We start from the raw sequence: 18357 nt of genomic DNA, 5'->3' as shown, positions 1-18357 counted from the left end.
ACAATCGCCCCCTCTGTTCCGCCCTGGAGACTCTGGATGACTGACTTTTCTGGCCTGCCCCTGGTTATCGAGCCGGCAGACCTGCTAACCCGCCTGGATGCGCCAGAGTTGATCCTGGTCGACCTGACCAGCCCCAACCGCTATGCCAGCGGGCATATTCCGGGGGCGCGCTTCGTCGACTTTAAGCGCACCCAACTAGGCCAGCCTCCTGCGCCGGGCCTGTTGCCGGCCAAGGCCGACCTGGAAAAACTCTTCGCCGAGCTCGGCCATAACGCCAATGCGGTCTATGTGGTCTATGACGACGAGGGCGGCGGCTGGGCCGGGCGTTTCATCTGGTTGCTGGATGTAATCGGTCACTCCCGTTACCACTACCTCAACGGCGGTGTCCACGCGTGGCCAGCGAGCAACCTCAGCACTGAAGTACCCGACGCTGCCAGCGGCACGGTCAACCTGACCCTGCACGAAGAGCCTACGGCCACCCGCGAATACCTGCAAAGCCGCCTCGGCGCCGCCGACCTGGCGATCTGGGACGCGCGCAGCCCGGCCGAATACCGCGGCGAGAAAGTTCTCGCAGCCAAGGGCGGGCACATTCCCGGCGCAGTCAATTTCGAATGGACCGCCGGCATGGACCTGAACGATCACCAGCGCATCCGCAAGGATATGCCCGAGATCCTCGAGCAGTTGGGCATCAGCAAAGACAAGGAAGTGGTCACCCACTGCCAGACCCACCACCGATCCGGCTTTACCTACCTGGTGGCCAAGCATCTGGGCTACCCTCGGGTCAAAGCCTACGCCGGATCCTGGGGCGAATGGGGCAACCACCCCGACACCCCTGTCGAAGTTTTTAAGGAAACCCAATGAAATCCCGCTTGTTTATCATCAGCCAGTACCTGCTGCCCCACCACCTGCTCTCGCGCCTGGCCGGCTGCGTTGCCGAATGCCGCGTGCGCTGGTTCAAGAACGCCTTCACCAGCTGGTTCGCCAAGCGCTACCAGGTGGACATGTCCCAGGCCCTGGTCGAAGACGTTACCGCCTACGAGCACTTCAACGCCTTCTTCACCCGCGCCCTCAAGCCCGGTGCACGTCCGCTGGATGAAACCCCGGGGGCAATCCTCTGCCCGGCCGACGGTGCCGTCAGCCAGCTCGGCCCGATCGAGCACGGCCGCATCTTCCAGGCCAAGGGCCACAGCTTCAGCGCCCTCGAGCTGCTGGGTGGCGATCCGGCCAATGCCGCGCCGTTCATGGGTGGCCAGTTCGCGACCATCTACCTGTCGCCCAAGGACTACCACCGCGTGCACATGCCGCTGGCCGGTACCTTGCGCGAGATGATCTACGTACCGGGCCGGTTGTTCTCGGTCAACCAGACCACTGCCGAAAACGTTCCGGAGCTGTTCGCCCGCAACGAGCGCGTTGTCTGCCTGTTCGACACCGAGCGCGGGCCGATGGCCGTGGTACTGGTGGGCGCGATGATCGTCGCCTCGATCGAAACCGTCTGGGCCGGCCTGGTAACACCACCCAAGCGTGAACTGAAGACCGTGCGCTACGACGAAGCCAGCCGCGCGCCGATCCACCTGGAAAAAGGCGCGGAGCTGGGCCGTTTCAAACTCGGTTCGACGGCCGTGGTGCTGTTCGGGCCAGAGCAGGTGAAATGGGCCGAAGAGCTCGGCGCCGGCTCTGCGGTGAGCATGGGCGAGCGCCTGGCACTGCCGGCACAGGCCTGAAACTGAAAAAGCCCGCAGCGATGCGGGCTTTTTTGTACCTGTGGGAGCCAGGTCCGTCAGGCGCGAGCGTCGCGATCGCGAAAACCCAGCAGGTAAAGCACACCATCGAGACCCAGGGTCGAGATCGCCTGTTTGGCCGACTGCTTGACCAGCGGCTTGGCCCGGAACGCCACGCCCAGGCCGGCGATCGCCAGCATCGGCAAGTCGTTGGCGCCATCGCCGACGGCAATGGTCTGCTCCATCTGCAGGCCTTCTTTGCGCGCCAGCTCACCCAGCAGGTCAGCCTTGCGCTGGGCGTCGACGATCGGCTCGACCGCCACGCCGGTCACCTTGCCATCGACCACTTCCAGCTCGTTGGCGAACACGTAGTCGATGCCCAGCTTGGCTTGCAGCTGCTTGGCAAAGTAGGTGAAGCCACCGGAGAGGATGGCAGTCTTGTAGCCCAGGCGCTTGAGTTCGGCGAACAGCGTCTCGGCGCCTTCGGTCAGGCGCAGCGACGCACCGATCTGGTCCAGCACGCCAACGTCCAGGCCCTTGAGCAGCGCCAGGCGCTCCTTGAAGCTGGCACGGAAATCCAGCTCGCCACGCATGGCCCGCTCGGTGATTTCCGATACCTGCTCACCGACCCCGGCAGCCTTGGCCAGCTCGTCGATCACTTCGGCTTCGATCAGTGTCGAGTCCATGTCGAACACCGCCAGGCGGCGGTTGCGACGGAACAGCGAATCCTGCTGGAAGGCGATGTCGACGTTCAGCTCCTGGGCGACGCTGAGGAACTCGGCGCGCAGGGCTTGCGGATCAGCCGGCTCGCCTCGTACCGAGAACTCGATGCAGCCCTTGCTCTGCTCGGCCGGGGTGTCCAGCGCGACACGGCCCGAGAGGCGATCGATATGGTCGATGTTCAGCCCGTACTTGGCGGTAATCGAGCTGACCCGCTGCAGTTGCTCGGCAGTCACCCGCCGGGTCAGCAGGGTGACGATGTGCCGGGCTTTGCCCTGGCCTTCGACCCAATTCTGGTAGTCGGCCTCGGAAACCGGGGTAAACCGCACCTGCTGGTCGAGTTCGTTACCCGCAAACTGGATGTTCTTGAGCACCGACGAGGCCTTCTCGGTATCCGGAATTTCGACCAGGATGCCAAAGGACAGGGTGTCGTGAATCACCGCCTGACCGATGTCGAGGATGTTCACTCCACCCTGGGCCAGAACACCGGTGATGGCGGCGGTAAGACCCGGGCGGTCTTCACCGGTGATGTTAATCAGAACGATTTCGCGCAAGACGGGCTCCGACTCGTTGAAAAAAAGCGCATTCTACCGATTTTCGCTGACCATCGGGCGCAGTCGATACTTTGCCCGCCCCTGAGCGCTCGCTATACTGCGCAGCAACTTCTCCGACATAAAGAGCCGCGCTCTGTGAACCGGCCCACGCCCGTTAAGACCGACAACTTCTTCCTGCTGATCTTCCACGCCCTGCGCCAACGCCGAATACCGCTGGCGCTGCGTATCGCCTGCCATAACGTGTTCCTGGTGGCACTGGCGCTGGTGATCTACGCCTGCGTGATGGGCCTGCAGTTCAAGGAAGCCATGCATGAGCAGGCCGATGCCCTGGGGCAGAGCCTGACCACCCAGACCGCCACCTCGGCCACCGAGCTGCTGGTGTCCAACGACATCCTCAGCCTCAACGTGCTGTTGGGCAACCTGGTGAAGAACCCGCTGGTGGCCCATGCGGCGATCTACAGCGTCGACAACCGGATCCTCGCCGAAGCCGGCCAGCGCCCGAAAAACGGCCTGCTGGGTGAAGCCGAAGGCCTGTACCAGACCAAGATCACCTTCCAGGACGTGACCGCCGGGCAACTGCGCATCAGCCTGGACATGAGCCAGTTCCAGCAGCCGCTGACCATCAGCCTGCAGAGCATGGGCATCCTTGCCGGTATCCTGCTGGCCCTGGCGCTAGCCATGAGCCTGCGCCTGGGCCGCTACATCTCCACGCCGCTGTTGCAGCTGCGGGTCTGGCTGCGCGACATCAACGAGTTCACCCCGGCCATCGAACGCCAGGATGAAATCGGCGACCTGGCGCGTCAGCTGCACACCCGCCTGGCCCCGCCACCACGGGAAATCGAGCCTGAAGAAGAAGAGTCCTTCGATGAGGATGAGCCGGAGTTCGAAGTGCGCAACCTGCGGGATCCGAGCTTCGACGAACAACCGGCTGTGGCCAAGGCCGCCAAACTGGTCAAGCCTGTAACCGACGACGACAGCGATGACGCCTTCGCCGACCTGCTCGACGAGGACCACAGCCCCGCCCCTGCCCTGGCAGCCCCGGTCAACCGCGAGCCACAGGCCAGCGCCGTGCTGGCGGTGCAACTGGGCTCCCAGGAGCAACTGCGACGCCTGCCGCGCACGCGCCTGACCGAGCTGCTGGAACGCTACCGCGACTGCCTCGACCAGGCAGCCTCACTGTATGAAAGCGAAGTGCATACACTTAACGACGGCAGCACCCTGCTGTTGTTCCACAGCCAGGACAGCGGCGAGGACTACCTCACCAATGCCATCTGCTGTGGCGAACTGCTGCGTGCCCTGGGCCATGAGCTGCAAATCGAAGTGGCCGACAGCGGCATTACCCTGCAACTGCAGCTGGGCCTGGCCCTGGGTGAAGACCTGCACGGCCTGAGCCAGATCGACCTGCTGCTGACCGAAAAAGCCCAGGACGCCCTGGCCCTGTCGCAGCACAGCCGCAACCTGCTGCTGGTCGAGCGCAAGATCAGCGACGACGCCCTGGTTCGTCAGCGTGCGCGGATTCGCCCGATCGCCAGCCCCGAAGGCGCTTGCTGTGTCGAGCGTCTGATGGAGCCGTACCCATCGATGCTGGAGCGGCAACTGGCGCGGATGCATGAGCGCCGGGTCAAGAGCTGACCCCTTGGCAAACCAAAAGCCCGCAGTGATGCGGGCTTTTTTATTGCCCTGTAGGAGCGGGCTTGCCCCGCGAAAACGCTAGCAACCCGATGTGTCGCCTGCGCCGGCCGCATCGCGGGTCAAGTCGGATCGTCGCACCGCGGCTCCCACACGGGCACAAAAAAGCCCGCATCGCTGCGGGCTTCTTGTAAGTCCTCGACTTAGAAGCGGAACACTTCCAGGTCGGTACGAATCGGCGTAGCCAACGGGATCTTCGGCTTTTCCGGCTCTTTGCGCACTTGTACCGGTGCAGCTTTCTTCGGTTGTTGTTCTTCCACCACTGCCGGCTGGTTGGCCAGCGGCTTCAAGGCAATGCTCAACTGCTCGGCGAGCTTTTGCAGCAACTGGCCCTGGGCTTGTACCTGGGCACTCTCGCTACCCTGGTGCTGCTGCTCTAGGTGCACGATGCGGTTGTCACGGACCTGGCCACGGCGATCGAGCAGGCGCCACTGGGCGTCGAGAATCGCTGGCTGGTTGGTGCCGGAGTCCAGGCGGGTAATCGACAGCAGCACTTGTACATCCGGGGTGAAACCGGTGCTGGCCGGGGCCAGGACCACACGTTGGCTGTCCAGGCGCCAGGCCAGCTGACGGACCAGCAACTGGTCGATGTCGGCCGACAGGCTACCGGCCCAGCGGCCATCGGTGGCAGCAGTCAGGCTGCCATCGGCCTGGCGTTGCAGCAGGGTTTCGCGTTGCAGGTAGTCGGCAATCGACACTGGGCCGAGAACCACTGCCATACCCGCGCTTTGCTTGGGTTGGCCAGGCTCACCGCTGTCGAGCTGATACAGGGATACCGGTTGGTGCATGCTGCAACCAGCCAGTCCGAGCACGCCACACAGCAGAACCAACGGAAGGCGCAGAAATTTCATCATCCCATCCAGGCGGTCGCCACAAGGCAAACCGCAGTGATACTCATATAGATTCGTTCGGATACACAGCCACGCTGGTACCGCAAGGGGCCTATCATCCGCGAAATGGCGGCTCGACTCCAGTGTTTCAACCGCGAACGGGCACGAAAATACCCGTTCAGGCTGTCTAACCCGGCTTATCCGGGAATTTCGACCAAAAGCGCGTCAACCCGCTGGAAGCCACGGGGCAATTTGTTGCCCCGGCGCCCACGTTCGCCCTTGTAATGCTCAAGGTCGTCGGCCTTCAGAGACAGGGTACGCTTGCCGGCCTGCAATACAAGGGTCGCGCCGTCGGGAATGACCGCCAGATCAGTGACAAATTCTTCACGCGAGGCCACCCGGTCGCCCGGGATGCCGATGATCTTGTTGCCCTTGCCCTTGCCCAGTTGCGGCAGGTCGCTGACCTTGAAGATCAGCAGGCGGCCTTCGGTGGTCACCGCCGCCAGCCAGTTGTGCTCGCGATCGGCGACCGGGCGCGGGGCAATGACCTTGGCACCGTTGGGCAGGCTGAGCAGGGCTTTACCGGCCTTGTTCTTGGCCTGCAGGTCCTCGCCCTTGACCACGAAGCCGTAACCGGCGTCGGAGGCGATCACATACAGGGCGTCATCTTCGGGCAGCAGCACGCAGTCGAAGCTTGCGCCCGGTGGCGGCGTCAGACGGCCGGTCAACGGCTCGCCCTGGCCCCGGGCCGATGGCAAGGTGTGGGCGGCCAGCGAGTAGCTGCGGCCGGTGGAGTCGATCAGCACGGCAAACTGGTTCGAACGCCCGGCAGCGGCGGCCTTGAAGCCATCGCCAGCCTTGTAGGAAAGGCCCGTGGCGTCGATATCGTGGCCCTTGGCGCAACGCACCCAGCCCTTCTCCGAGAGCACCACGGTGACCGGTTCGGTCGGCATCAGCTCGTTTTCCGACAGGGCCTTGGCTTCGGCACGGGCGACGATTGGCGAGCGGCGGTCGTCGCCGTAGGTTTCGGCATCCTTGATCAGCTCGGCACGCACCAGCTTGCGCAGCTTGGTTTCGCTGCCCAGCAGGGCAATCAGCTTGGCTTGTTCCTTGGCCAGTTCGTCCTGCTCGTTGCGGATCTTCATCTCTTCCAGGCGCGCCAGTTGGCGCAGGCGGGTCTCGAGGATGTACTCGGCCTGGGTTTCAGTAAGGTCGAAGCGGGCAATCAGCGCAGCTTTCGGCTGGTCCTCGGTGCGGATGATGTGGATAACTTCATCCAGGTTGAGGAAGGCTACCAACAGGCCTTCGAGCAGGTGCAGGCGGCGCTCGACCTTGTCGAGGCGGAACTTCAGCCGGCGGCGCACCGTCTGCACGCGGAATTCCAGCCATTCGACCAGCAGCGCCCGCAGGTTTTTCAGCTGCGGGCGGCCATCCAGGCCGATGATGTTGACGTTGACCCGGTAGCTGGACTCAAGATCGGTGGTAGCGAACAGGTGCTGCATCAGCTCGTCGAGGTCAACCCGGTTGGAGCGGGCGATGATGACGATGCGGCACGGGTTCTCGTGGTCCGACTCGTCGCGCAGGTCGGCGACCATCGGCAGCTTCTTGGCCTGCATCTGCGCGGCGATCTGCTCCAGCACCTTGGCCCCGGAGACCTGGTGCGGTAGCGCGGTAACGACGATATCGCCGTCCTCAATGCGGTAAACCGCGCGCATGCGCACCGAACCACGGCCACTTTCGTAGATTTTCAGCAGTTCGGCACGCGGGGTGATGATCTCGGCTTCGGTCGGGTAGTCCGGGCCCTGGATGTGCTCGCAAAGCTGCTCGACCGTGGCCTTGGGCTCATCGAGCAGGCGTACGCAGGCCGAGGCGACTTCGCGCAGGTTGTGTGGCGGCACGTCGGTGGCCATGCCCACGGCGATACCGGTGGTGCCGTTGAGCAGGATGTTCGGCAGGCGCGCCGGCAGCACCGCAGGCTCATCGAGGGTGCCGTCGAAGTTCGGCACCCAGTCCGCAGTGCCCTGGCCCAGCTCGCTGAGCAGTACTTCGGAGTAGCGCGACAGGCGCGCCTCGGTGTAGCGCATGGCGGCGAAGGACTTCGGATCGTCCGGCGCACCCCAGTTGCCCTGGCCATCGACCAGGGTGTAGCGGTAGCTGAACGGCTGCGCCATCAGCACCATGGCTTCATAGCAGGCCGAGTCGCCATGGGGGTGGAACTTGCCGAGCACGTCACCGACGGTACGCGCCGACTTCTTGTGCTTGGAGTCGGCGTCCAGGCCCAGTTCGCTCATGGCATAGACGATGCGCCGTTGCACCGGCTTCAGGCCGTCGCCGATATGCGGCAAGGCGCGGTCCATGATCACGTACATGGAGTAGTTGAGGTAGGCCTGTTCGGTGAAGTCAGCCAGTGACCGGCGCTCTACGCCATCGAGGCTGAGATCAAGGGAGTCGCTCATGCGGGCCTCATCATTTCAGGTTCTGGCGCAGCAGCAAGGTGCCGCCACGCTGGGTAAATTCGAGTTGTTTCAGGGCACTCATGCCCAGTAAAACCTGTTCGCCATCGAGCCCCGGCACCACCAGCGCGCGCACATTGCGCAGGAGGATATCGCCCAGCTGCAGCTGGTCCAGGCGCGTGCGGTAGCCCTGGGTGCGGCCATTGGCGGTGCTCAACATCACCGGCGCACCGCGCTCCAGGCCTAGCTTGCCGGCCAGGGCTTCGGGGATCGCCACGTCGGTCGCCCCGGTATCGAGCAGAAAATGTACCGTCTGGCCGTTGATCCGGCCATCGGCGACGAAATGCCCCTGGCCGTTACCGGCCAGTTGCACTTCGATGTAACCCTCGCCGTGTTGCGAGGTGACCACAGCATTGGGGTTGGCCTGACGCTGCTCCCATTCGCCGAAAAAGCGCGTGGCCAGGAACAATCCGGCCGCCCAGGCCAGAATCAGCAGTACCCGGCCAGCACGCTTGCCCGGCGGCTGGCTCACGATTTGCCACTCCAGCCGCCGGCCGGCGCGGCAAAGCGCCAGACAATCGGTCGCGATTCGCCGTCCTGGCGGGTCGCACCGTTGTTGTCCAGGCCAATCCAGGCGCCCTTGTCATCGATCACCAGCGCCTCGGCCAGGCCGAATGGCTGCGAGTAACGCCGGGGTTCGGCCAGGGCATCGGCGGCAAACGACCAGCAGCGCTCGACCTTGGCTGTCTGCGCATCACGCCGGCAAATGCGATAGGCGTTGCGCTCCAGGGTAAAGAGCTTGTCGTTGAACAGGGCCAGGTCGGCAAAGTCGCGCGACACCGGGCGCGGCCTGGGCATCTGCGGCGGCTGCATCTCGACCCCGGCTTCGCTGAGCAGCACGCAACCGTTGCCGCAGTTCCAGGTGGTCTGCTGGCGGTTGATCAGCAGCAGGCCGCGGCGCTCGCGCTCGGCCGCCAGCCAGATACGGTCACCGGCCGGGCTTACCGCCAGGCCTTCGAACAACGCATTGAAGTGCAGCAGCATGCCGCTGGCGCGCGCCTGGCGGACCATGCTCGGGTCGATTCTCAGCCAGTTGGGCGCGCCTTCCATTGGTACCTGCAGCACGGCCGCATGGGCTTCACTGACCAGGTAATGGTTGCCGGCGGCATCGCAGCTGATGCCTTCGAAGTCCAGCTCGCCGCCGCGCACCTGCGCGGCAGCCCAGGTGCGCGAGCGCAAGCCCCAGGGCAAACCGCTGTCCGGTACCGGCGGTACCTCCATGTGCTGCGCTTCGGCTTGCCAGACGGCAGCCGAGGTATCCAGGCGGTAAAGCAGCTCGTCATCGCGGTCGGAAACCGCCCACAGCCCGCCTCGGCATTCGCTCAGGCCAGACAGATTGCCGCCACGCATGCCCTCGACCGGGTGTTCGGCGACCAGCTTGAGCTCCGGCCACGGCGCGGCCAGTGCCGGAAGCGTCAACAGCGCCAGAGCCGCAGTCAGGGCCACACGTATCAAGCCAGGACCTCGGCCAGGTTGCCTTTGGATTCCAGCCAGTTCTTGCGATCGCCGGCGCGCTTCTTGGCCAGCAGCATGTCCATGATTTCGCGGGTGCCGTCCAGGTCGTCGAGGGTCAGCTGGACCAGGCGTCGGGTGTTCGGGTCCATGGTGGTTTCCCGCAGTTGCGGCGGGTTCATCTCACCCAGGCCCTTGAATCGGGTGACCTGCGGCTTGCCGCGCTTCTTCTCGGCCACCAGGCGGTCGAGGATGCCGTCGCGTTCGGCTTCGTCGAGGGCGTAGTAGATTTCCTTGCCCAGGTCGATGCGGTACAGCGGTGGCATGGCCACATAGACGTGGCCGGCTTCGACCAGCGGGCGGAAGTGCTGGACAAACAATGCACAGAGCAAGGTGGCGATGTGTAGGCCGTCGGAGTCGGCGTCGGCAAGGATGCAGATCTTGCCGTAGCGCAACTGGCTCATGTCGGCAGCGCCGGGATCGACGCCAATGGCCACGGCAATGTTATGCACTTCCTGGCTGGCCAGGACTTCGCCGCCATCGACTTCCCAGGTGTTGAGGATCTTGCCGCGCAGCGGCAGGATGGCCTGGAACTCTTTGTCCCGCGCCTGCTTGGCCGAACCGCCGGCCGAGTCACCCTCAACCAGGAACAGCTCGGCGCGCATCGGGTCCTGGCCGGCGCAGTCGGCCAGCTTGCCCGGCAGTGCCGGCCCCTGGGTGACGCGCTTGCGCTCGACCTTCTTGCTCGCCTTCAGGCGCCGGCCGGCGTTGTTGATCGCCAGCTCCGCCAGCTGCATGCCCACCTCCGGGTGAGCGTTGAGCCACAGGCTGAAGGCATCCTTGACCACGCCAGAAACGAACGCGGCAGCCTCGCGCGAGGACAGACGCTCTTTGGTCTGCCCGGAGAACTGCGGCTCCTGCATTTTCATCGAAAGCACGAAGCTGATGCGCTCCCAGACGTCTTCCGGCGCCAGCTTGACGCCGCGCGGCAACAGGTTGCGGAACTCGCAGAACTCGCGCATGGCATCGAGCAGACCCTGGCGCAGGCCATTGACGTGGGTACCGCCCTGGGCCGTGGGGATCAGGTTGACGTAGCTTTCCTGAACACTGTCGCCGCCTTCGGGCAGCCACAGCAGGGCCCAGTCGACCGCCTCTTTGTTACCGGCCAGGCTGCCGCAGAACGGCTCGTCGGGCAGGCGCAGGAACTCGCTGACCGAATCGACCAGATAGGAGCGCAGGCCGTCTTCGTAGTGCCACTCGACCTTCTCGCCGGTGCCTTTGTCTTCGAAGCTGACCAGCAGCCCCGGGCACAACACAGCCTTGGCCTTGAGCACGTGCTTGAGGCGGCTGATGGAGAATTTCGGCGAATCGAAATACTTGGGGTCCGGGGCGAAGTACACGCTGGTGCCGGTGTTGCGCTTGCCAACGCTGCCGACTACTTCAAGCTCGGTGGCCTTGTAGCCATCGGCGAAGGTCATCTGGTACTCGTTGCCGTCGCGCTTGACCTTGACCCGCACCTGGCTGGACAAGGCGTTGACCACCGAAATACCCACCCCGTGCAGGCCGCCGGAGAACTGGTAGTTCTTGTTCGAGAACTTGCCACCCGCGTGCAGCTTGGTGAGGATCAGCTCGACCCCGGACACGCCCTCTTCAGGGTGGATGTCCACCGGCATGCCGCGACCATCGTCGGACACTTCCAGGGAATGGTCGGCGTGGAGGATCACCTGCACCGACTTGGCGTGCCCGGCCAGGGCTTCGTCGACACTGTTGTCGATCACTTCCTGGGCCAGGTGGTTCGGCCGGCTGGTGTCGGTGTACATGCCCGGGCGCTTGCGCACCGGGTCAAGGCCGGAGAGGACTTCGATGGCGTCTGCGTTATAGGCACTAGCGCTGGGAATGGCCATGGGTTCTCGTCGTCAGTCGTGGGTGAAAATAGGTTATCAAAATACAGAAAAATCGAGTGTTTGATACTGCTGCGGGGCAATGCCGGCAAAGCTCAGCAGGGCTGGCAGGCGTTCGGCAAAGCCCTGGAAGCTGTGATCGCCACCGGCCTGGATGCGCAGTGCACAGGCACGGTAGAACTGCTCGGCCTGGCGGTAGTCCAGGGTTTCATCGGCGGTCTGCAGCCACACTTGAAAGCGCCCGGCATCGGTCGGCGCCGGCACTTCCAGCTCGGCCAGAGCCTGCACGTGGTCCAGGGTCAGTTCCCAGGTTTCGCCGGTATAGAGGTTCTGCTGCGGCCCCAGGTAGCCGTCGAACAGCCGGTGCGGGTTGATCGCCGGGTTGACCAGCAGGGCCTTGAGCCCGTGGCGCTCGGCCAGATGGGTGGCATAGTAGCCGCCGAGCGAGCTGCCGACCAGTAATGGCGATTCGAGCTCGGCAATCGCCGCCTCAAGCTGGGCGATGGCCTGGCGCGGATGATGATGCAGGGCCGGCACGCGCAGGCGCTCGGCCAGCCCCAACTGGGCCATGACCGCTACCAGCTGGCTGGCCTTCTTCGACGACGGCGCGCTGTTGAACCCGTGAATATAGAGAATCGAACCCGACATGCCGCCCCCGATGCGCCTTGAGTGCCTGGATCGCCAGGCAGGAAAGCGCGCATTTTAGCCTGTTAGACGGCAGATGCAGCAGTTTCAGCGATTTGGCAACACTTAATAGCCATCGCCTTCGTAGTCGACGGTGAATTCGAAGTCGCTGACCCGCGACACGCCGGTGTCGATCGAGCCGTCCGCCTGCAGGCGCAGCCAGCGGTAGCCGGGGGCCTGCTCGCCGACTTTGAAGCCTTCGCTGCGCGGCTCGAACTGGATGCAGGTCGAGGGTGAGGCCAATAGCCGCACGCCGTCGCGAACCTGGTCCCACTCCTGGTGAATATGGCCCCAGAGCAAGGCCCGTACCTGTGGATAACCTTGCAGCACAGCAAACAGTGCGTCGGCGTTGCGCAAGCCGATCGGCGCCATCCAGGCGCAGTCGATAGATACCGGTTGGTGATGGAAACAGATCAGGTGATGGCGCTCGGGCGCTTCGTCCAAGGCGCTCTTTAGCAACCTGAGCTGGCCGTCATCGAGCAAGCCCGGCACCGAACCGGCCACCGCCGAGTTGAGCATGAGGATTCGCCAATTGCCGATATCCACCTGCGGATCAAGCAAATCAGTGCCCTGCGCCGCCTGTTCCATTGGCAGCGGCTCGTCATGGTTGCCGGCGAGCCAGCGCGCGGGGGCCTCAAGGCTCGCGGTCAGGTCACGAAAACAGCGGTAGGACTCGACCGAGCCATCCTGGGATAAATCGCCGGTGGCCAGCAGCAGGTCGATCCGCGGCTGCTCGTCGCGTACCCGCTCGATCACCCGCTGCAGGCTGTCGCGGGTATTCATGCCCAGCAGCGTGCCTTGCGCGTCGGCAAACAAATGACTGTCGGTCAGTTGCACCAGGTACACCGGCGCGTCGCTAGGGGGGATCGATGGTTGCGGCAAGGGCCGACTCCTTGAACGGATTCAGCGCGATTATGGCGGCTGGCGGGCGTTGAGCAAATACTCGAAAACGACCGTCATCACATTTCAGCGAACGACGGCCAACTCATGGCCACAGGCCAGGCAATGGCTCAGCCATTCACCGAGGAACAGATTCAGCTGGGCCTTTTCGTCCGGCTGGTGCATGGCCGCATTGGGGTACGGATAGATACTGCGAAAACGCCGGGCGTGCTCGGCGCTGACCACTTCGGCCATGCGCGCGTCGTGGTAGACCTGCACCTCCAGCTGCGGCACCGGCAGCCAGGGCAGGCTGTGCTCCTGGCGCACGCGCAAGGTGGTGGTGTAGGGACAGGCGAGCACTACATCGAGGACCAGCACGCCAAGCATCTGGTCGCCCTGGGTCATGCCGATCCGGCGCGAGCTCTGGGTGCTGCGCATGTCGGGCAGCAGGCGCATCAGGCGCGCATAGTTGGCCTCGCAGGCAGCCTGCAACCCGACCAGATCTACCCGGTAGCGCTCGCGCAGCAGATTCACGACCATAGCCCCCTGACTTCAGCGCGGTTCAAGGCCAGCCATTGCAAGGCAATGATGGTTGCCGCGTTGGCAATTTTGCCGTCGCGCACGGCCTGCAGCGCATCCTCGAACGCCCAGACCTTCACGCGAATATCCTCGCCTTCTTCTTCCAGCCCGTGCAGGCCACCGGCCCCAACGCTGCTGCAACGGCCCAGGTAAAGATGCACAAACTCGTCGCTGCCGCCCGGTGACGGGAAATACCGGGTCATCGGCCACAGCGTACTGAACACCAGCCCAGCTTCCTCCTCGGCCTCACGGTGTGCAACTTCTTCCGGTTGTTCGTCCTTGTCGATCAGACCGGCGACCAGTTCGATCAGCCAGGGGTTGTCGACCTTGCCAATGGCGCCGACGCGAAACTGCTCGATCAGCACCACTTCGTCGCGCTGGGCGTCGTAAGGCAGCACACACACCGCATCATGGCGCACGAACAGCTCGCGGCTGATCTCACGACCCATGCCACCGGCGAACAGCTCGTGGCGCAGGCGCACCTTGTCGAGGCGGTAGAAGCCCTTGTAGCAAGTGGCCCGATCGACGATCTCGACCTGGCTGGGCACAGCGTTGTTGAACGTGTCAGACATGGGAATCCTCATTACCTCATTTACCGCATCGCGCCATCCTAACCTGCGTACCGCTGCGTTTCACCTCTTTAAAGATACCGTCCAGGCTGCGAGGATAGGCACCCCGCTGGTCTATTCAGCTTAGTGGCGAACTGAAGGCCTTGCCGACGGTCCAAGTCCGATCACCTTTGCCTTACAAGGATCATCATGACGCTTGTGAAACTGACTTCCGTGGCCGTGCTGGCCCTGGCCCTTGGCGCTTGTCAGAGCCTGTTCCAGCCCAACATGCGCACGCCGCTGGAGGTCAAGCGCGACCGTTGGGAGCACATCAAGCCCGGTTGCAACAATGCCGATTGCCCGCTGGTCAACATCGACACCATCCACTTCCCGGCCAACCCCAAGCTGGACGGGATCGTCGAGAAACGCCTGCTGCAACTGACCCAGGACAACGAGCGCAGCGCCCTGCCCAGCTCGCTCAAAGCCTACGAAGAGCAGTTCATGGCCAGCGCGCAAAGCCGCAACAGCAGCTACCTGCAAGCCAAGGTACGCGAGCAGCATGACGGACTGGTGATCATCGAACTGTCCAGCTACCTGGACACCGGCGGCGCCCACGGCATGCCCGGACGCGGCTTCATCAACTATTCGCGCCAGCAGGACAAAGTGCTGAGCCTGCAGGACATGCTGGTGCCGGGCCAGGAAGCGACCTTCTGGAAGACCGCCGAAGAAGCCCACAAAGGCTGGCTGATCAGCACCGGCATGGACAAGGACGCCGAGTTCGTCAAGACCTGGCCGTTCCGCCAGACCCCGCACATCGCCCTGACCTACGGCGCGGTGGTGCTGAAGTACGAGGTCTATGCCATCGCCCCGTACTCCATGGGCCATATCGAGCTGAAAATCCCCTACCCGCGCCTGAACGGCGTGATCAGGCCGGAGTTGTTTCCCGGTCGCGGCTGACTGCCGGCGCGGCGGCCCAATAGACCACCCCTGCCAGCAGCAAGGCCGGCAGGGTCGAGCCGACGTTCGGCGCGTAGTGCGCCAGCAAGTGGTAAGCGCCCACACCAATCACCCAGGCCAGCAATGCCGGCCAGTGCAGGCTGTGGATCGGGCTTGAATCGCTGCGCCGGCGGCGGACGATGAAGTGATCGACCAGCACCACGCCGAACAGCGGCGCGAACACCGAGCCGATCAGCAACAGGAAGTTCTGGTACTGCGCCAGCGGCGCCAAGCTGGCGATCAGGGTGCACAGCACGCCAATGGCCAGGGCCAGGTGCTCGACCTTCAGGCGCAGCAGAAAACCTGTGGAGACCGCCGCCGAGTGAATATCGGCAAAGGCTTTTTCCGACTCATCGAGCAGGATCAGCAGCAACGGAATGCCCAGGCCGGCGCCAGCCAGGGCCAGCAGCAAGGTATTGACCTCGCCCGCCGGGGCAAAGGCCAGGGTGTAGGCCACGCCCAGGCTCATCATCCACACGTTACCAATGAAGTAGCCCAGCGCCGTGCCGGCAAACACCCGGCTGGCACGCTGGCTGAAGCGTGAGTAGTCGGCAATCAATGGCAGCCACGACAGCGGCATGGCGATGGCAATATCAATGCCGATCGCCAGCGGCATCGAACCATCACCGGCGCGCGCCCACAGCGCGGCCAGGTCGGCCTTGGCAAACAGGTTCCAGGTCAGCCACAGGCAGGCGCCGATCAGCAGCCAGATGCCCCACTTGCGCAAAATCTTGCGCACGAAGGTCAACGGCCCGCTGACCGCCAGCAAGGTGGCCAGCGCGCCGAAGCACAAGGTCCACAGCAACGGATTGGTCAGCACGCTGCCTTCGCCGAAGGCGCGCTCGCCAAGCAGGCTGGCGGCATCGCGCATGACGATGATTTCGAACGAGCCCCAGCCAATCAACTGCAGCAGGTTGAGCATCGCCGGCAGACGCGCACCGTTGCTGCCCAGGCTGCGGCGCAGGGCGGCCATCGACGACAGGCCGGTATCACTGCCGATGACCGCGACCGCGGCGAGCAGCAGCACGCCGACGCTGGTGCCGACGATGATCGCCAGCACAGCATTGGCCAGGCCCAGGCCGGGGCCGAGCAAAGCACCGGTCTGCAGCACCATCAGGCCGATGCCGAGGGAAAACCACAAGGAACAGAGGTCGCGGCCGCTGAGCACGCGTTGCTCGGCGCTGACCGGGTGATCGGGGGAAAACTGGCTGGGTGTGCTCACGAGTGTGGTCTCGACAGGAGGGAAGTAGTTGTTCTTTAAGGCCCTATCGCGGGTCGAGCCCGCTCCCACAGGGGGAGCAGGTTTTACCCGTTAATCGGGTCAGACTTTTTTGTACAACTGGCTGCCTTCCTGGCGGAACCGCTCGGCCTGCTCGCGCATGCCATCCTCGAGCGCCACGTCCACCGCTTCGATGCGCTGGTTGGCAGCGTATTCACGCACTTCCTGGGTGATCTTCATCGAGCAGAACTTCGGCCCGCACATCGAGCAGAAGTGCGCGACCTTGGCCGAATCCTTGGGCAGGGTTTCGTCATGGAAGCTGCGTGCGGTGTCCGGGTCCAGGCCGAGGTTGAACTGGTCTTCCCAGCGGAATTCGAAGCGCGCCTTGGACAGTGCGTTGTCGCGGATCTGCGCGCCGGGATGGCCCTTGGCGAGGTCGGCGGCATGGGCGGCGATCTTGTAGGTGATGATGCCGGTCTTGACGTCATCCTTGTTCGGCAGGCCCAGGTGTTCCTTGGGCGTCACGTAGCAGAGCATGGCGCAACCGAACCAGCCGATCATCGCCGCACCGATGCCCGAGGTAATGTGATCGTAGCCCGGGGCAATGTCGGTGGTCAGCGGGCCAAGGGTGTAGAACGGCGCTTCGTCGCAGCATTCGAGCTGCTTGTCCATGTTCTCCTTGATCAGCTGCATCGGCACGTGGCCCGGGCCTTCGATCATGCACTGGACGTCATGCTTCCAGGCGATCTTGGTCAGCTCGCCGAGGGTTTCCAGTTCGCCGAACTGCGCTTCGTCGTTGGCGTCGGCAATCGAGCCCGGACGCAGGCCATCGCCGAGCGAGAAGCTGACGTCGTAGGCCTTCATGATTTCGCAGATTTCGTCGAAGTGGGTGTAGAGGAAGTTCTCTTTGTGGTGCGCCAGGCACCACTTGGCCATGATCGAGCCACCGCGGCTGACGATGCCGGTGACGCGCTTGGCGGTCAGCGGCACATAGCGCAGCAGTACGCCGGCGTGGATGGTGAAGTAGTCAACGCCTTGCTCGGCCTGTTCGATCAGGGTGTCGCGAAACAGCTCCCAGGTCAGGTCTTCGGCCACGCCATTGACCTTCTCAAGGGCCTGGTAGATCGGTACGGTACCGATTGGCACTGGCGAGTTGCGGATGATCCACTCGCGGGTTTCGTGGATGTGCTTGCCGGTGGACAGGTCCATCACCGTGTCCGAGCCCCAGCGGATGCCCCAGGTCAGCTTGGCCACTTCTTCTTCGATGGACGAGCCCAGGGCGCTGTTACCGATGTTGCCGTTGATCTTCACCAGGAAGTTGCGGCCGATGATCATCGGCTCCAGCTCCACGTGGTTGATGTTGGCCGGGATGATCGCGCGGCCGCGGGCGATTTCTTCGCGGACGAATTCGGCGGTGATTTCTTTCGGGATGCTCGCGCCGAAGCTGTGCCCGGCATGCTGTTGGCCAAGCAGGCCGGCGGCACGGGCTTCTTGCAGCTTCATGTTTTCGCGGATGGCAACGTATTCCATCTCGGCGGTGATGATGCCCTGGCGGGCGTAGTGCATCTGGCTGACGTTGGCGCCGGCCTTGGCCCGGCGCGGATTGCGCACGTGGGCAAAACGCAGCTTGGTCAGCTCGGCATCGGCCAGGCGCTGCTGGCCGAAGTCCGACGACAGGCCGGCCAGGCGCTCGGTATCGCCACGGGCGTCGATCCAGGCCGAGCGTACGTCGCCCAGGCCCTTGCGCACGTCGATGATAACGCTAGGGTCGGTGTAGGGGCCGGAAGTGTCGTAGACCAGTACCGGGGCGTTGGCTTCGCCGCCGAAGTCGGTCGGGGTGTCGTCGAGGCTGATTTCACGCATGGGCACGCGGATGTCCGGGCGCGAGCCTTCGACATAGATTTTGCGCGAGCGGGTGAATGGCTGTACGGATTGTTGATCGACCCGGGCCGATTCACTCAGATTGGTATATTTTTCTTGTTTACTCATCACAGGCTCTCCAGACGGCTTCCTAGCAGTGGAATGTCGGGGAGAACCTGAAAGGCACGGACGCACCATGGGTGGTGCTGTGCCAA

At 63.8% G+C, this 18357-nt stretch carries 16 protein-coding genes; 4 read left to right on the top strand and 12 right to left on the bottom strand.

The features are described from left to right. The first annotated feature begins 36 nt into the window (after window positions 1–36). Window positions 37–861 (top strand): rhodanese-like domain-containing protein, encoded by an 825-nt coding sequence (locus LOY54_RS02390; RefSeq protein ID WP_258609100.1) that lies wholly within the window; start codon window positions 37–39, stop codon window positions 859–861. Further along, the gene (gene asd, locus LOY54_RS02385) at window positions 858–1721 is read left to right on the top strand and encodes an archaetidylserine decarboxylase (RefSeq protein WP_045193749.1); all 864 of its coding nucleotides are present in this window, start codon (window positions 858–860) and stop codon (window positions 1719–1721) included. The genes LOY54_RS02390 and asd overlap by 4 nt, the downstream gene beginning before the upstream one ends. Window positions 1722–1777: 56 nt before the next feature. Here the strand turns inward: asd and serB are convergent, their stop codons facing one another. Continuing rightward, window positions 1778–2992, bottom strand: coding sequence for a phosphoserine phosphatase SerB (serB, locus tag LOY54_RS02380; protein WP_045193750.1), 1215 nt, complete (start codon window positions 2990–2992; stop codon window positions 1778–1780). Between the two features lie 135 nt (window positions 2993–3127). Between serB and LOY54_RS02375 the strand changes: the two genes are divergently transcribed. Further along, entirely contained in the window at window positions 3128–4624 is a 1497-nt protein-coding gene (locus LOY54_RS02375) for a histidine kinase (RefSeq protein ID WP_258609098.1), read from the top strand. A gap of 200 nt (window positions 4625–4824) precedes the next feature. Here the strand turns inward: LOY54_RS02375 and LOY54_RS02370 are convergent, their stop codons facing one another. The 9 genes from LOY54_RS02370 to LOY54_RS02330 form a co-directional block, all read right to left on the bottom strand. Further along, a complete protein-coding gene (locus tag LOY54_RS02370) occupies window positions 4825–5532 on the bottom strand; it encodes a membrane integrity-associated transporter subunit PqiC (RefSeq protein WP_045193753.1) in 708 nt (235 codons plus the stop codon). Between the two features lie 176 nt (window positions 5533–5708). Beyond that, window positions 5709–7967 (bottom strand): DNA topoisomerase IV subunit A, encoded by a 2259-nt coding sequence (gene parC, locus LOY54_RS02365; protein WP_045193754.1) that lies wholly within the window; start codon window positions 7965–7967, stop codon window positions 5709–5711. A 10-nt stretch (window positions 7968–7977) separates the two neighbouring features. Then, window positions 7978–8496 carry a TIGR02281 family clan AA aspartic protease gene (locus LOY54_RS02360; protein ID WP_045193755.1) on the bottom strand — a complete coding sequence of 173 codons (519 nt, stop codon included), beginning with the start codon at window positions 8494–8496 and terminating at the stop codon, window positions 7978–7980. Beyond that, a complete protein-coding gene (locus LOY54_RS02355) occupies window positions 8493–9479 on the bottom strand; it encodes an esterase-like activity of phytase family protein (RefSeq protein ID WP_258609096.1) in 987 nt (328 codons plus the stop codon). The genes LOY54_RS02360 and LOY54_RS02355 overlap by 4 nt, the downstream gene beginning before the upstream one ends. Continuing rightward, window positions 9476–11380: a DNA topoisomerase IV subunit B gene (gene parE / locus LOY54_RS02350; protein ID WP_195885544.1), complete on the bottom strand. Its 1905-nt coding sequence runs from the start codon at window positions 11378–11380 to the stop codon at window positions 9476–9478. Before parE ends, LOY54_RS02355 begins: the two co-directional genes overlap by 4 nt. Window positions 11381–11416: 36 nt before the next feature. Beyond that, window positions 11417–12025, bottom strand: coding sequence for a YqiA/YcfP family alpha/beta fold hydrolase (locus LOY54_RS02345; RefSeq protein WP_045193759.1), 609 nt, complete (start codon window positions 12023–12025; stop codon window positions 11417–11419). Window positions 12026–12127: 102 nt separating this feature from the next. After that, complete coding sequence (cpdA, locus tag LOY54_RS02340) at window positions 12128–12943, bottom strand: 3',5'-cyclic-AMP phosphodiesterase (protein ID WP_258609087.1); 816 nt, start codon at window positions 12941–12943, stop codon at window positions 12128–12130. Window positions 12944–13027: 84 nt separating this feature from the next. Beyond that, window positions 13028–13480 carry a DUF1249 domain-containing protein gene (locus tag LOY54_RS02335; protein ID WP_045193762.1) on the bottom strand — a complete coding sequence of 151 codons (453 nt, stop codon included), beginning with the start codon at window positions 13478–13480 and terminating at the stop codon, window positions 13028–13030. Further along, entirely contained in the window at window positions 13471–14091 is a 621-nt protein-coding gene (locus LOY54_RS02330) for an NUDIX domain-containing protein (protein ID WP_093376764.1), read from the bottom strand. The genes LOY54_RS02335 and LOY54_RS02330 overlap by 10 nt, the downstream gene beginning before the upstream one ends. 186 nt (window positions 14092–14277) lie before the next feature. Between LOY54_RS02330 and LOY54_RS02325 the strand changes: the two genes are divergently transcribed. Beyond that, window positions 14278–15024 (top strand): RsiV family protein, encoded by a 747-nt coding sequence (locus LOY54_RS02325; RefSeq protein ID WP_258609085.1) that lies wholly within the window; start codon window positions 14278–14280, stop codon window positions 15022–15024. Here LOY54_RS02325 and cytX read toward each other — a convergent pair. Together cytX and thiC are read right to left on the bottom strand one after the other, a co-directional pair. Then, window positions 14993–16285 (bottom strand): putative hydroxymethylpyrimidine transporter CytX, encoded by a 1293-nt coding sequence (cytX, locus tag LOY54_RS02320; protein WP_258609083.1) that lies wholly within the window; start codon window positions 16283–16285, stop codon window positions 14993–14995. The two genes, LOY54_RS02325 and cytX, sit on opposite strands and share 32 nt — an antisense overlap. A 99-nt stretch (window positions 16286–16384) precedes the next feature. Further along, window positions 16385–18271 (bottom strand): phosphomethylpyrimidine synthase ThiC, encoded by a 1887-nt coding sequence (thiC, locus tag LOY54_RS02315; RefSeq protein WP_258609081.1) that lies wholly within the window; start codon window positions 18269–18271, stop codon window positions 16385–16387. Window positions 18272–18357 lie beyond the last annotated feature (86 nt).

The organism is Pseudomonas sp. B21-032, assembly GCF_024748965.1.
GTDB lineage: Bacteria > Pseudomonadota > Gammaproteobacteria > Pseudomonadales > Pseudomonadaceae > Aquipseudomonas.
The sequence above is the reverse complement of the archived record's forward strand: the minus strand, read 5'-3'. Positions and strand labels throughout refer to the sequence as shown.

Excerpts from the sequence above, each read along its gene's own strand:
- LOY54_RS02390 (WP_258609100.1), top strand. The coding sequence starts at position 37 with ATGACTGACTTTTCTGGCCTGCCCCTGGTTATCGAGCCGGCAGACCTG.
- asd (WP_045193749.1), top strand. The coding sequence starts at position 858 with ATGAAATCCCGCTTGTTTATCATCAGCCAGTACCTGCTGCCCCACCAC.
- LOY54_RS02370 (WP_045193753.1), bottom strand. The coding sequence starts at position 5,532 with ATGAAATTTCTGCGCCTTCCGTTGGTTCTGCTGTGTGGCGTGCTCGGA.
- parC (WP_045193754.1), bottom strand. The coding sequence starts at position 7,967 with ATGAGCGACTCCCTTGATCTCAGCCTCGATGGCGTAGAGCGCCGGTCA.
- parE (WP_195885544.1), bottom strand. The coding sequence starts at position 11,380 with ATGGCCATTCCCAGCGCTAGTGCCTATAACGCAGACGCCATCGAAGTC.
- LOY54_RS02345 (WP_045193759.1), bottom strand. The coding sequence starts at position 12,025 with ATGTCGGGTTCGATTCTCTATATTCACGGGTTCAACAGCGCGCCGTCG.
- LOY54_RS02335 (WP_045193762.1), bottom strand. The coding sequence starts at position 13,480 with ATGGTCGTGAATCTGCTGCGCGAGCGCTACCGGGTAGATCTGGTCGGG.
- LOY54_RS02330 (WP_093376764.1), bottom strand. The coding sequence starts at position 14,091 with ATGTCTGACACGTTCAACAACGCTGTGCCCAGCCAGGTCGAGATCGTC.
- LOY54_RS02325 (WP_258609085.1), top strand. The coding sequence starts at position 14,278 with ATGACGCTTGTGAAACTGACTTCCGTGGCCGTGCTGGCCCTGGCCCTT.
- thiC (WP_258609081.1), bottom strand. The coding sequence starts at position 18,271 with ATGAGTAAACAAGAAAAATATACCAATCTGAGTGAATCGGCCCGGGTC.